Source organism: Arenibacter certesii DSM 19833 (assembly GCF_000429545.1).
Classification (GTDB): Bacteria; Bacteroidota; Bacteroidia; order Flavobacteriales; family Flavobacteriaceae; genus Arenibacter; species Arenibacter certesii.
On the sequence record NZ_AUCB01000022.1, the window covers coordinates 22,225 to 36,904 of the forward strand.

A 14,680-nucleotide genomic window follows, 5' to 3' on the forward strand; every position below is an offset into this window, starting at 1 on the left:
CGTTAAAAATCAAGTTCATCCCTATTCTCATATTCCCACTTGACCAATATCTTGCTAATAAACTCACTCTTGTTTTCGAACTGACCTTAGAACTTTTTTAGAACGTCCAGCAGTATCTGTTTATCCAGGATCTGGTCAGCCACCAGTCTATTTAATTGTGAATTCTCTTCCTCAAGATTCTTTGAGCCTGCGCAGTTCCGAAATCCTAGACCCCGCGCATTTCTTTTTCAAGTTGTAAAAGGCAGCCTTGTACAGATCAAAAAAAATTAGTTATTAACGGCTAAAGGTGCTTTATTAAATTTTATTCCCATAGGCGGATGTGCAAATTCTCCTATCCCAGCTCATATCTCTATCAGTTCAGCTACAATACATCCAGCGAAAAGAAAAGGTCTAATTAAATTAGATAATGCATTTTAATAATTTAAACTGACGGTATCGGATGTGGACACATGGCGAAAATTAATTATGCCCCCATTGAATATAGCAATATGATGATTGCTGGGATTCTTTTTGTATATTCAGCTTATTAACGTAAAAATAGAATTGCTATGTTAAGACTCTTTATTATCTGTGTGATTATAGCCATTATTGCAGGGATTTTTGGCTTTGGTGGGATTTCCGATGCTGCTGCTGGAATTGCCAAAATAATATTTTTCATTTTTGTCGTTATTGCTATAATTGCATTTTTAGCATTTAAAAAGATATTTTAAAATCGGTATGTATTTAGGGATTTAATCTACTATACAGAAAAGGCCCGGCTTTCGCACGGGCCATAAAAAAATTAAAAAGGCGCACTTACTTTTTTGAAGGACTTTTAGAAGGACTCTTTTTAGCCCCGCCTTTCTTGTCATCAGATGCAGGACTGCCCTTTTTGTTTTTATCGTCCTTTTTGTCTTTTTGATTTTTATCAGGTGTTCCCATTTTTTATAATTTTAATTATTAATAGTCTACTAAAAGTAGTCTACCTAGCACGCTAAAGTTGATGCAAAACAAAATATATTTACACCTATCAATTAAGAATCAAACTTTTTTATATACACCTTAATAAAGCCATAGTTGCAGAAGAGCAAGGGCTTAAATTTAAATATACTTTACCTCATGGGATTACGGAGGTATCTTGGTTATAAATAACCCCTTGTTGTCCTCCTAGATAGGTCTGATCATCTGAATCTTTCGGATCAACGGAATAATAATAATAATAATAATAATAATAATATCTGCTTTCTTAAGATATTCCACCTATTCTACAGATTCTGATTCTGAAAGTCCGGCTTTTGTCAGCGCCCAAACTAAAACACCACCAGCAGGGCCTATTCGTTTTATCCATCTTATCTCGCTCATTTCAGTTTATTTTATGATTGCATAATTTTCTTATTCTACTAGGATTTCTTCACAATATTTTTATTCCTAACTTCAATAGCCTTTCCGCTCAAATTTCATTAATAGCCCTACAGAAAGTTCAACCTAGGTTCGTAAACAAATTAGATATGCGGTGTTATTATGACTTTTCCAGTTACAAAAAAACAACCATAAAATAGAATTCCCAGAGTTCCAACAATGAACACCAAATTATTTATTTTAATTATAATAGCTTTATGAAATACTCTAATATGACATGCATATTATTATTTTGTAACAACTCATTCGATATGATAGTATTGGTAAATAAGGTCTACCATTTTTTATTGCTTCTCCATACTATTTCTTTTTGGATTTTCTTCAATTTATAACAGGAAACACCAATAAATTAGGCATAAATACAGAAAACTTTAACTAAAAGAAACAATAATGCTTGAGGAATCTTGAAATAGGCTGAAAAAATACAAATATTTAATTTTCATCAGTTCCCTTATGGTAGATAATAAAGGAGTGATTTGTTGTACGGATGTTGTACGGATGAAAAAAGAAAGGGCTTCCAATCTCTTGAAAGACCCATGTTTATGGGTCGGGATAACAGCACCCGCTACACCTATTCAAGCAATTGATTACCAGCACTTTACACGTTTTTATTTAATGTAAAATCCCGCTGTTGACATGTTAATCAAATGTGTAACTAAATGAAAGTAAATATCATTCGTTTTTACTACCTCTAAGTTACAAAGAAAATTCAATTTAAAATTAAAAGAATATGATATCATTAAAAAAGGGAGAAAAATTCTGATTAAAATATGGCTTATATATATTTATCACTATAGAGTGAAAACTTTCGGCTTTGCCGCCCAAGTAGTTTTTGTGAACATTAAAAACCACAGGACAAATGAATATTCATGGGGTACCACAGTATTTTTGCAACACTCAATATAAGAGCCTAAAAAGAGATTTGCATGTGGTTTACAAAAAAAACTGGAATTAAATTTACTTGTATCTAAGAATAGCAAATCGTTTATTTGAACTTTGTTATTTGCCCAACCTGTTTTTGACATCCATTTTTTGGTGTAGCACACCTAATAATCAATATCTTATTTCCTTCTGCATTTCGATAGAACACCATATGGGATTTAACTTTTATCCCTCCATAGCCCTCACGAACCATTGAGTAATCCACGCCGGATTGAGGATTATCACATAGCTTCTCTATGGCTTCAATAATTTCCCGGATATACTTGTCCGCTTGATCAGATGACCAATGTTCTAAGGTAAATTCCCAAATATTTGATAGATCGTTCCTAGCAAGAAGTGATAAAGTATAGGTCATTGAGCCCTATGCTTTCTATGCATTTCATCCAAAAAAGCCTCAGAATCAAAATGCTCTACAAAGCCACTTTCCTCGCCTGCAACTAAGGCTTTGCGCAGGGCTTCTATTCTATTCTCCTCCTCTTCCAGTAACCGAAGGCCTGCCCTGATCACTTCGCTTACCGATGCATACCGTCCGGAAGCTATACCTTTTTCCACAATATCTTCAAAATGCCTACCTAGTGTTATCGATGTATTTCTTGACATAATGAAAAATTATATGTTAAATGTACCAAATATTGGTACATCAGGCAAGTTTTACGGGAATAAATATCTCCCTCCCCTAAACATCTAATAATTCATCTAGACCTTTTCTCTCCGCCTTTACTCCTGAAACTATATCCGATAAAATATTCTTACGATGGACCTTCTCTTTTAATAGAGCATCAACTTGTAGATCCAATTTTTGTGTTTTGGAGCTAACTCTAACATATCCAAAATCGATCTTGGGCATTTAAAGGTTAAAAGTGTAAACTAATTAAGGATACGGGAAAAAATAAACTATGTTTATTCTGAACAAAAAAAAAGGACTTGATTTTTATTGAAATGTATAATAGGGTCGTTTAAATATACTTTTCCAGTTTTGTAAAAGGTGAATTATTGGGGTTACGAATAATTTAAAGACGGTTTTTTTGAGGTAGCTCCATAAAATGGTTGTTTTAGTGCACATTTACATTTCACCTCATTCTCTTCCTTCAAAAGGTCATTTTGATAATCCCCGTCGAGGAAGTCCCGGGATTAAACGGGACCCTACAAGGGTCACTATGCCGCCCTTGTCTATATATCGATGCTTGTCAGTTTCTTGGACGGGGAATTTCTCCCCTGGTACCTGTACATACCCAAAAAAGACAGGTTTCCGACCTTCTTTTATAGGTACGGACATGGTCGATTTAAAATATCATGGGCGGAACGTTCGATAGTTGTCAAGGGGTCTATTGGACCACCGGAATATAGATATCAAACCTTGCCCCCTGATCTAACTCACTTTCTACTTTAATTATCCCATTGTGGTTTTCTACGATACGCTTTACAATTGTGAGCCCTATGCCAGTTCCAGGGTATTCCTCTTTTCCGTGGAGGCGTTTGAACAACTCGAATATTTGGTCGCCGTATTCGGGCCTAAGGCCGATCCCGTTGTCCCCCACTGTAATCCGGCAATACTTTTTATTGGGGACAAGTTTTTTACTTTTGAGCCCTTTGCCCTTGGCGATTTTCCCTTTTATGGTAATATAGGGGGGAATATCGGGCCTCGAGAATTTGAGCGCATTACCGACCAGGTTGAACATAAGCTGATGAAATTGAAAAGGGATCACTTGTAGCGCACCCAATCCATTAAACTCTATAGTGGCTTTTTTTTCATCAATGGTCGTTTCAAGCTCCCTTATAACATCCGCTGTCAATTGGTCGATGTCCGTCGTTATAAATTTTCTATCGTCCAAGGCCAGGCGGGAGAAATCAAGCAGGTCCTCGATCAGTTTCCGCATTTGGTTGGCCACTTCCAATATCCGATCGAAATAGCCTTTGCCCTTATCGGTCAGATCCTTGCTCTCCTCCTGCAAGATACGCCCAACAAAGATCTGGATCTTGCGCAATGGCTCCTGGAGGTCATGGCTGGCCGCAAAAGTGAACGATACCAGTTCCTTGTTCAACCTTTTCAGTTCTTGATTCATTTCTTGGAGTTCGTCATTGGCCCCCTTCAACTCCAGGGTTCGTTGCACAACTAGTTCCTCCAGTATATCGGAGTGTTTTTTGTAGGTCTCCAGGTTGCCTTTTCGGGTCCTTATCTGTTCTGAAATGTCCGTGGTTACACCGATCCACATTATAAATTTGCCGTTCTCGTCCAATACCGGGGATGCAACATTCAGGTGCCATATGTAGTCCCCGTCCTTGTTCAGGAAACGCATTTCCATTTCCATATCGGTCCCAGTCTCTATGGCTTTTTGAAGCCGCTCCCCAAATTCCTCCATCTCCTCGGGATGCATGATCTTATGATAGCCCATCTCCCTCAGTTCCTCGAAATCCAGCCCGGTAAAGTTCAGCCAATTTTTATTAAAGTAAGTGACGTTGCCGGCTATATCGGCATTGCTGATCTTTGCAGGCATCCGTTCCGCCATCTGCCGAAAATGGGACTCGCTTTCCTCCACAAGTCTTTTAGCAATCACTTGTTCTGTTACCTCATTTGCGACGACCATGATACTTGTAACCCTATTTTGGTCATTGTGAATAGGATGATACACAAAATTATAAAAGCCCTTTTCCCCTTTTTTCTCTCTTAACATCATAACTTCCACTTCATTTCCATGGTAAGGGATACCGCTTTTCATCACACCATCAAGGAGCACCCTAATGCCCTGGGCTTTTAATTCGGGCTGGGATTCAAAAATGGGCTTGCCTATGAAATCCTTGTGTTTTTTTACCATCCCTAAATAGGCATCGTTGGCCAGCTCCACTACATAATTGGATCCTTTTAATACCATGATGGCTATGGGGGCCTCCAAAAGGAGGTTCTCATACCTGCCAAAGAGCTCCTTTTCTTTTTTCCGTAGGTTAGTTCGTTCTGTAATGTCCTCAAGGGCCAAAAGGATCAATTTATCTTCTTCCTTGTCCAATTTCATCTCCAGACCGTTCAACCTCATGATGCGTTCCCCGATGTTGGGAAAATTCCAAGTTACCTCAAAACCTTCAAAGGCCGACTCATTGGGCAGTACGTCTAGCAAAAGGTTTCGCAAGGTGGGAATATCCCATTGCTTGTTTCCCAATTGAAAGATCAGTTTACCTTCCGTTTCCTTCTCGTTTACCTCAAATGTTTTATAAAAAGCTTTGTTGGCGGATTTTACCCGTAGGTCCCCATCGAGTACCACCAAGGGTTCATGGACGGTCTCGACGATGCTTTCGGCATAGTCACGTGCAGCGGTCAGTTGTTCGTTGAGACCTATAGTTTCTTGGTGCACCACCATGAGTTCCTCATTGGTACTGTGCAGCTCTTCCTTACTGGTCTCCATTTCCTCATTGAGGCTCTGTAGTTCCTCGCTCCCGCTCATCAGTTCCTCATTGGCACTTTGCAGTTCCTCGTTGGCCGCCTCCTGACTTTCGGTAATACTACGCATATCTTCCCTGGTCTGGGCAAGTTCCTCCAATAACTGTTGTATATAGAGATCCTTTTGGTTCTTTTTGGACTTTCCACCGATATCTGTTTCCTTGGATTGTTTCTTGCCCGTTGCCGAAAATGTACCCTCCCTTGCTTCATTATCGTGAAAAAGGACCAGATAATGGGGTTCTACACTATTGGGCAGAGGGATGGCCTCGATACTTATATTTCGCGTGTCATCGCCATTGATCCGCACCGGTATGTTTTCTTTTACGATGGCACCATTTTCTTTTTTGGCCTTGTGCAAAATGTTGCGCAACTCGAAGGCCAGGCCCTGTTTGGCCATACCAAATATATTGAGACTGGCCTTGCCGGGCGCAGGTTCCAGGTAACGTCCGGTACTGCCCCTGAAATGAACAATGTCCATTGCCTCGTTGATGACAACTCCGGCCGGGGTGAACCTGCTGAGCAGGATATCGTCCGCGGTCTTTTGATAATCGATACCCAGGTTCCCTGTTTTTCCGTTCCCGCCCAGATCCGTAATATTTTGTTTGTTGCTAAGGCCCGTAGTAGGGATAAAATGCCTTGAAATCTCTATACGGGAGAACAGCTTATCTTTTTTATCGACAGCTATAAAATGTGACGGCACCCCGGTGGTCGTTTCCGATTTTCCCAGCCATAAAAAACCCTTTGGATCCAATGCGTAGTGAAAAGTGCTCAGGGCCCTTTTCTGAAGGTATCCCCCCAGGTAGATAAGTACATTACGGCAACTTATAAGGTCCATCTTGCTAAATGGCGGATCTTTTAAAAAATCGTGTACGGCAAAGACACAACTGCTCCTGATGGACTGGTTGACCTGGTAACCACCTTTGTTCTTTGTGAAATGACGTTGGAGCTGATCGGGAGTCAACCCTTTCACCTCGCTTTGGGAATACATGCCGGAGCGCGCCTTTTCAATGGCGGCCCCACTGAGATCGGTAGCAAAGACCTGTACATTTTGAAGGCGGGCCGAAGAGGCATTGCCGACCAATACTTCGCGGAAGGCGATAGCAAGGGAGTACGCTTCTTGGCCCGTACTGCAGCCTGCTACCCAGACACGAATGGTTTCACCGGAAGTTTTATTTGCTATAATGGTCGGGATAACCTTTTTATGCAGTTTATCATAAATCTCGGGATCCCTGAAAAATTCGGTCACGGGAATCAACAGATCCATATACAGCACATCCAGTTCCCGTTTGTCCTGTCTTAGATGTTTAAGATAGGCGGATGGTTCCCCGGTCCTGGTAATGGCTATTCTTCGGAGTATCCTTCTGTGTATAGTGGTCTGTTTATAGTAGGTAAAATCGGTACCCTTGCGTATCCTAAGCAACGAGATTATCTGTTTGTAAATCGCACTTTCTTCTTTTTGCGCGGAATTTTCAGCACTATTGCCGTTGTTGATATGGGCCACCTCCATAAGCTTTTTCGGTATGTCCCCAGGGGGAAGTATAAAGTCGACGACTCCAGCCTGTACTGCGTTTTTGGGCATTCCGCCATATGCTGCCGATTCTTCGTCCTGCGCAAAAGTGATACCGCCGTTGTCTTTGATGGCCTTGAGTCCCAACGTCCCATCGGTGGCTGTACCGGAAAGTACCACTCCGATAGAATGCGATTGGTGTACTTCGGCCAGCGACCTAAAAAAAAGGTCGATGGGCATATTCCGTTCATTTACGCCTTTTTCGGGCCGAGGGCTTAGTTCGAGTTGGCCGTTATTGGCGATCATCATCTTATTGCTGGGGATGATATACACATGATCTGGCACTACCTTTATATCATCGGTAACCTCCAGAACGGGTATAGGGGTCACTTTTTGAAGCAGTTCCTGTAATATGCTTTCGTGGGTAGGATCCAGATGTTGCACTAGTACATAGGCCATTCCGGAAGACTCGGGAATGGCCTTTAACAGTTTTTTAAAGGCATCGAGGCCGCCCGCAGAAGCACCGATCCCTACTACGGGGAAAGAATTTTCTGATTTTATGAGCGTTTTTACTGGTGTTTTCAATTCCATGGCTTACTATTGAACATCATTTTTTTCGGCCCGTTTATATAAACAAATAGATAATTGATCCCCACAAGAAGTAATGGGAAATAGATCTTTTATTTTATCGAGCACTTTTCCTTTAAAGGTAGGAAAATTTGATGGTAGATCTATTGTTCCCATTAAACAATCGTTGGCCCAAATGCCAATAACATGGATGGCGCAAAGCATGTTGAATTTAAGCTGTACATATTGTAGATAGAATCGACCCATTACACAGCGCATTCCGTGGGACCTTTCGCGTTGAAGTCTGGATAATGACCGGGAAATGGGATATAAATATCAAACCTTGACCTATTTAAATTGCAACTAGGCTACTTTTCTAAGTTCCGAATTCCAACACCTATTTTACTGGAGTAAAAAGTTGTTTTTTAGGAGCGTAGCCCATTTTTATCTGTTATGAGATCGAGCACAAGGGAAATCGCAATCATTTACTTCAAGTGTTGTTTACATATCTTATAGGTACCTCCACAACGTGAATACAAAATCCTACTTTACTTAATCCCCCACTCTTCCATCAAAGAGGGTCAAAAGACAATGGCGTGTTGCGCAATTCGAACCTTTTTTCAGGAATCGTTGACAATCCCTCAATAACTATCATTTTTTTAAGTTAAAATTTTCTCGAATGTCTTTCAGTGCTATTTGCTTCTCTAATTTGAAGAAAACCATAAAGCAAATATCATGGAAGAACAAGAAAAAGTGGTAGACCTCTTAACGGATATCAAGGGGCTGCTGGCCCACAACAAGAAAACATTTAACGTGGAAGACCTGGCACAGTATACAGGCCTGTCCAAGAGCAAGATCTACAAGCTTACCCAGCTGAAACTTATCCCCATGGGGAACAACCCCCATATCCGTCAGAAATTCTTTGATAAGGATACCATAGATAATTGGCTATTGGGGGAACCCGATGTTTCGGATGAAACCTTAGAACATAGGTTCAACAAGTCCTTGGTGATAAACAAGAGAAAATTATGAAACCTGAAGAAAGAAATTTTCAAGGAATCTGGATTCCGAGAGCGATCTATCTGAATACGGAGGTGAACTGGTATGCAAAGATCTTGTTTTTGGAGATACACAGCTTTACCGACAACGGTATGGAATGTTATATGTCCAACAAGTACATTGCTTCCTTCCTGCATATTTCAGAACGACAGGTTAGCAGGTACGTTTCCCAACTAAAGTCCTTGGGCTGGATAGAGGAAACCTCCTTTAACGGAAGAAAGCGTTTCCCGAGAAGTCTCTTACATTTTGGTTATGACCCTGGCGACCCGGACATGACAATACTAGCGTGGAAGCCTGGACACTATTGACTGGGCGGAATGGACAAAAGTATCCAACATAATAAACAAGTAATAAAAGAAGTAAAAAAAAACAGCTTAGCTATAAACAAGGGAAACAAAATTGAAATCTGATATCAGAATAGTGGATATAGAAAAGTAATGGTAAGATTAGTTTTTAAAAAAACAAACGGAACATAAACCGCTTCGCGCCCTAGAGCTTTTTAAAATTTTTTTTTCAAGGTAATAAAAAATACAAAGTCCATGCGGATCTCGATTTCGAGGGGCGCACACGAAATAAGAGCTTCTTGAGGCACTTCTTTAGCTACGGGAGCGTGTATCTCGAAATTCAAAATGAGTAACTCATAATGCTTAAAAAAGGGTTGTGGGTTTTTAGGTTTCACTTAAATGTTATTGGAATTCTGAAAGCGTTGGGGCAAAAACACACATTACGACCAATTTGAGTCTTGAAAAAATTGGGAGCAGGTACGGAACGCAGATTTCGGATAGGTTCATAAAAATGTTCAACCGGTTAAAATTGGATGGTCCTAGCCGAAGAAAATAGCTAGTGAAAGAAAAAAATAGAACTTTTAGATTGAACGTAAGTTTTTAGAAGGTGACCAAACAAATCATTAATTGGGAGAGCCCTTTTAGATGTCATAAAGAAAGTATTCCGCTGCGAAGAAAATCGGAGCAAAGGAATAGCAAGAGGGTAACGGGCAAAGCCACGTTACGCATTTATTTTAGCGTTCAATACGCTGGCTATTAGCTGTTTATGAAATTATTAATTTTTCCGATTTTACACATTTGCGTCAAATGGCCTGTTAGCCCCCATTTTTAGGGAAGAATTTGCGACAAAACAGAATATTATGAATTCATTTGAGGGTATTCGCTTTAAGAAAGAAACAGCTAAGGATTTCCAAAAATTTTCGAGGCGGTTCTTTAAGACCCATGCGGAGGCATTGCAAACAATGTTGGATTTCTTTATCAATAACGAGATTTCCCCGAAGGAATCCCTTGGATCCAATGGAAGGACCATAACCAACTTGATAAAAAAAAGATTCAATGCGATGGCGGCCATGATGAAGAATATAGAAAAACATGGGGTACTCCCAACCAAGGCCATGCTAGTACTTTTATTTGAACACTCGCCACAAAAGAAACGGGAACAAGCTCCCTTGTTACTAGACGCTCAGGATGCAGATCCGGAAAGGGATATGTTTTTTAAAAAGGTGGAGCAGGCCCTTATTATGGAAAAGGAAAATACCAACCTTAAACGAGACCTAAGGCAAAACAGGGAGGAGTTTTATTTAGTGCTCAAAAAGTTACACCTGATAAAGAGCAGTTTTGGGAAACCGAGATTACAATTGGATATGACCCTTGCAGATTTTGAAAGGCTTAAAATGAAAATAGAAAAAGAATTGCACTAGGATAGCGCTATTGGATGATCCCGCAAAACGTATTCAGTCCCTGCGGAAGTTGAAAAACCTGTGGATTTTTAAACCTCCTCAGGATCGCTCATAAAAGCATGGAGCGTAGAAAAACACCCCATGCCTTTATCTTTGCCAGCGCACAATTAATTGCCATGGATAAAAGGATAACCTCTCCAATTTACTTAAGCAAGTGCGCCCTATCCGATTTTTGCTTTACGATTATCTTCCCGAACGCTACAAAAATCGAACAGGATCCATGCGCAAAGTTCTTAGGTAAGACTTGGGGTTAATTTATCCTACCGCATGCTACTTACCATTTATTCCTTTTCTATGGTCCTAACTCCTTACCTCTCCTGTAATCGTATCATCAAATTATGCATATCCTCCCCTATCTTCTTTTCTAAAACCCTTGCATAAATCTGAGTAGTAGACAGTTTGGAATGCCCCAATAGTTTAGAAACTGTTTCAATGGGAACCCCATTAGATAGTGTAATTGCCGTGGCAAAAGTGTGCCGAGCAACGTGAAATGTCAAGTTTTTTCGAATACCACAAGCATCAGCTATATCTTTTAAAGTCTGATTGATGATTTGATTGCTGTAAACAGGGAGTAATCTACCTTTAGCCTTAATATCCACGTTGTCCTTATACTTTTCTATAATGTTCTTTGCTATTGGTAGCAAGGGGATTTTTAAAGGTTCATCGGTCTTTTCCCTTTTGGTAAACAGCCAGTCCCCACCGTCACGACCAATCACTAAATGATCTGCCTTCAATTCTTTTACATCAATATAGGAGAGTCCCGTATAACAGGCAAAAACGAATAGGTCCTTAATGTTTTCATATCTAGGCTCCCTGAAAGTGGTTTCTTGGATTAGTTTTATCTCCCGTTCGGTCAAAAACTGTCGTTCTGTTTTATTAAATTTAAGTTTAAAATTGATGAATGGATCCTTGTCCAACCACTCCAATCGGACCCCCAACCTAGACATCTTTTTTAAACGTTCCATATGCTTCATGGCTCCATTATTGGCACAGCCCATGCGGGTAGCGGGTTTATATTCCCGAACATACTGCTCAAAATCTACAATAAAACGATAATTGAGCTTTTTAAGGGGAATGTCTTCCATCTGATATTCGTCCTCAAGGAATTTTTTTATGCATCGCTCCGTACTATAATAATTTTTCATAGTCCCCGGCTTTAGGGATGTATGCATAGTACTGTTATGATAGGTAATCAAATCCAGCAAGGTTTTTCCCTCATCCTCCTCTTCTCCATAATACCTGGCCTTTACCAAGGCAGAAGAAATAACCTTGCCTTCATCTAAAAGTTGGCGATGCGCCTCATACAATCCCGCGAAAATCTGATCTAAATATTTGTTCAGAGACAGCACATATTTAGAAAACCCCTTTCCTCTTTTCCGATTATTATCCCATAAACTGGCTATTAAATCCAGATTTAAACTGAATTCACACCGTGTTTTGCCAACTGTCAACCGAGCATATAATTTTAATGTATCTCTTTTTTTCTTGTGCTTTCTAGTGAAGAACAAAATGTATAACTTGCTATATTCTAACATATTAAGTAGCATTTAGGTTAGTAAAAATAGAAAGTAAAAACAAGCAGTAAATACCCTCAGAAGCTACTTCAAGATACGACATTTAGGAGGTTTATAAAATCCCGTATTCAACACGTTTGGGTAGTTTTTAGGTGGTTTCATGTGATTTCTTATGATACCCTTAAAAACACAAAAAGCTGCTAATCAGTCGATTAACAGCTTAATGCAATTACATGAAAATGTAAAGTCGGGATGACAGGATTTGAACCTGCGACCCCACGCCCCCCAGGCGTGTACGCTACCGGGCTGCGCTACATCCCGAAAATCCGACTGCGAAAATAACAAACTTCAATGATAATTACCAGCGTTTCTATGGAAAAATTAACCACCCCATGATAACCCATTCAGTTTCAATAACAAACCTTATGACAAATCTAGAACTACTACACTTTAAAGCGTTTGTTCAGTTATTAATAAAGTCATAAATTAACATATCCTAACCTCCAACTCACATGAAAATAGCCATTTTCGTTATAATCCGTAAACAAAAAATCAAAGTAATATTCTTTTTTCTGCTGTCCTTTTTGTTTCTATCTGCACACGGACAGAACAATCAAGATCAACTAATTAGATTGAAATACCAAGACACCACTCAAACCACAGATCTAGCCGTAGGCCTATGGGCTAATCCGCTTCCAATGGATTATGACCAAGACGGGGATATGGATATGATTGTTTCCTGCACAGATGTTCCCTTTAACGGGACCTTTTATTTTGAAAATATATCAGGAAGTGATTCCTCCTCACCCCTATTTAATAAACCCATAAAGATTGGAGACGGAATGCGCAGTATTACCGTTTCCTATGTGAAAGGTGAACCGCATGTTCTAGGATCTGGGGTAGAATTCCAAAATTTCAGAAGATATGGGTATACACATCCAACCGGAATTTACAACACTGCCGAATTGCTGGATCAGTATAAAGAGCGATTTAACGATTGGAAATATGTGGATTATGATAATGATGGGGATAAAGATCTTATAGTAGGGATAGACGATTGGAAAGAATATGGCTGGGACAATGCCTATAACGATAAAGGGGAGTGGACCAACGGTGACCTTCGGGGATATCTCTATTTGCTTATCAATGAAAATGGCACTTTTATAAACAAAGGAAAGATATTAGCAGACAATCAGCCTATAGATGTCTATGGGAATCCCAGTCCCAATATGGCTGACTTTGATAACGACGGGGATTTGGACATAATTTGTGGCGAATTTGTAGATGGCTTTACCTGGTTCCAGAATATTGGAACCCGTGAAAACCCCAAATTTACTACTGGAAGACAGCTCCAAAATGAATTAGGACCCCTAAAAATGGATTTAGAAATGATGCGCCCCGTTGCTGTCGATTGGAACAGCAACGGACATATCGATTTGATAGTTGGGGACGAAGATGGTAGAGTCGTTTTTATAGAAAACTCAGGAGAGGTTGCACAAAACATGCCTGTCTTTAAATCGCCCATTTACGTACAACAGAAACCCGACAATTTAAAATTCGGAGCCCTAGTGACTCCATTTAGTGTGGATTGGGACGATGATGGGGACGAAGACCTTATCTGCGGTAATTCGGCCGGATATATTGGTTTTATTGAAAACTTGGATGGCAGTACCCTACCAAGTTTTGCCAAGCCAGTATATTTGGAAGCAGATGGTGAGCTATTCCGTATCATGGCGGGTGAAAATGGTTCTATACAAGGACCCGCAGAACGTAAATGGGGGTATACTACTCTTACCGTAGCAGATTGGGATGGGGATGGATTAAAAGATATTATTTACAATTCTATTTTCGGGAAGATGGAATGGCTAAAAAATATAGGCCCAAAAGGAGCTCCTAAACTAACTAAAATGGGCGGTGTAAAAGTAGATTGGCAAAATCTACCTGTTCCCAAACCAAAATGGAACTGGTGGAATCCGCAGCAGCATGAATTGGTATCACAATGGCGAACCACCCCATACGCGATAGACTGGAATAAAGATGGTTTAATGGACCTGATAATGTTAGATCACGAGGGGTACTTGGCATTTTATGAGCGATTTAAAAAGAAGGAAGAGTTTTTCTTGAAACCAGGAAAACGAATATTTATAAATGCGGATGACATAATTGACAACCAACCCCTGCGCTTAAACGATCGTGAGGCGGGTGGTAGTGGTAGAAGAAAAATTACAATTTCCGATTGGGATCAAGATGGCGACTTAGATCTTCTGGTAAATAGCAAGAATGTGGAATGGTATGAAAATGTTAATCAGGAAAATGGATTTACTCATTTTAAATATAGAGGTGATCTGGTTTCTCAAAAATTAGCAGGCCATACTACGAGTCCCACTATTGTTGATTGGGACAAAGATGAAAAGCCCAACTTACTAATCGGGGCTGAAGACGGACATTTTTATTATTTACCTGTGTCAACCGACTCAGATAAAATACATTAGGCATTGAAGGAAAACTACTAATTACAT

At 39.9% G+C, this 14,680-nt stretch carries 11 protein-coding genes, 1 tRNA gene and 1 pseudogene; 5 read left to right on the top strand and 8 right to left on the bottom strand.

The annotated features are described in order from the left end of the window. Positions 1 to 92: 92 nt before the first annotated feature. A pseudogene (locus G466_RS24715) lies at positions 93 to 249 on the bottom strand (IS3 family transposase); the annotation flags it as partial. 299 nt (positions 250 to 548) lie between these two features. On the opposite strand from G466_RS24715, the gene G466_RS23530 reads away from it, so the two are divergent. After that, a complete protein-coding gene (locus tag G466_RS23530; RefSeq protein WP_026813940.1) occupies positions 549 to 710 on the top strand; it encodes a DUF1328 family protein in 162 nt (53 codons plus the stop codon). 85 nt (positions 711 to 795) lie between these two features. Here the strand turns inward: G466_RS23530 and G466_RS24605 are convergent, their stop codons facing one another. The 5 genes from G466_RS24605 to G466_RS0112325 form a co-directional block, all read right to left on the bottom strand. Further along, positions 796 to 921, bottom strand: a complete 126-nt coding sequence (locus tag G466_RS24605) for a hypothetical protein (protein WP_262482329.1) — start codon at positions 919 to 921, stop codon at positions 796 to 798. Positions 922 to 2,383: 1,462 nt separating this feature from the next. After that, entirely contained in the window at positions 2,384 to 2,695 is a 312-nt protein-coding gene (locus tag G466_RS21955; protein ID WP_229797219.1) for a type II toxin-antitoxin system RelE/ParE family toxin, read from the bottom strand. After that, entirely contained in the window at positions 2,692 to 2,940 is a 249-nt protein-coding gene (locus tag G466_RS0112310) for a type II toxin-antitoxin system ParD family antitoxin (protein WP_026813941.1), read from the bottom strand. Before G466_RS0112310 ends, G466_RS21955 begins: the two co-directional genes overlap by 4 nt. 76 nt (positions 2,941 to 3,016) lie before the next feature. After that, a complete protein-coding gene (locus tag G466_RS23535) occupies positions 3,017 to 3,187 on the bottom strand; it encodes a recombinase family protein (protein ID WP_084418834.1) in 171 nt (56 codons plus the stop codon). Positions 3,188 to 3,665: 478 nt separating this feature from the next. Then, positions 3,666 to 7,868 carry a chemotaxis protein CheB gene (locus G466_RS0112325; protein WP_034235508.1) on the bottom strand — a complete coding sequence of 1,401 codons (4,203 nt, stop codon included), beginning with the start codon at positions 7,866 to 7,868 and terminating at the stop codon, positions 3,666 to 3,668. 711 nt (positions 7,869 to 8,579) lie between these two features. On the opposite strand from G466_RS0112325, the gene G466_RS21960 reads away from it, so the two are divergent. The 3 genes from G466_RS21960 (at position 8,580) to G466_RS24245 (ending at position 10,608) form a co-directional block, all read left to right on the top strand. Then, complete coding sequence (locus G466_RS21960; protein ID WP_051315643.1) at positions 8,580 to 8,876, top strand: helix-turn-helix transcriptional regulator; 297 nt, start codon at positions 8,580 to 8,582, stop codon at positions 8,874 to 8,876. Then, complete coding sequence (locus G466_RS21965) at positions 8,873 to 9,211, top strand: helix-turn-helix domain-containing protein (protein WP_051315644.1); 339 nt, start codon at positions 8,873 to 8,875, stop codon at positions 9,209 to 9,211. The genes G466_RS21960 and G466_RS21965 overlap by 4 nt, the downstream gene beginning before the upstream one ends. Positions 9,212 to 10,047: 836 nt before the next feature. Beyond that, positions 10,048 to 10,608 carry a BfmA/BtgA family mobilization protein gene (locus G466_RS24245; RefSeq protein WP_189356707.1) on the top strand — a complete coding sequence of 187 codons (561 nt, stop codon included), beginning with the start codon at positions 10,048 to 10,050 and terminating at the stop codon, positions 10,606 to 10,608. Positions 10,609 to 10,955: 347 nt separating this feature from the next. Here G466_RS24245 and G466_RS0112360 read toward each other — a convergent pair whose 3' ends face one another. Both G466_RS0112360 and G466_RS0112365 read right to left on the bottom strand, forming a co-directional pair. After that, positions 10,956 to 12,182, bottom strand: coding sequence for a site-specific integrase (locus G466_RS0112360; protein WP_026813945.1), 1,227 nt, complete (start codon positions 12,180 to 12,182; stop codon positions 10,956 to 10,958). Between the two features lie 226 nt (positions 12,183 to 12,408). Continuing rightward, positions 12,409 to 12,482: transfer RNA gene (locus G466_RS0112365), tRNA-Pro, on the bottom strand. A 191-nt stretch (positions 12,483 to 12,673) separates the two neighbouring features. On the opposite strand from G466_RS0112365, the gene G466_RS0112370 reads away from it, so the two are divergent. Continuing rightward, positions 12,674 to 14,653, top strand: coding sequence for an FG-GAP repeat domain-containing protein (locus tag G466_RS0112370; protein ID WP_051315645.1), 1,980 nt, complete (start codon positions 12,674 to 12,676; stop codon positions 14,651 to 14,653). Positions 14,654 to 14,680 lie beyond the last annotated feature (27 nt).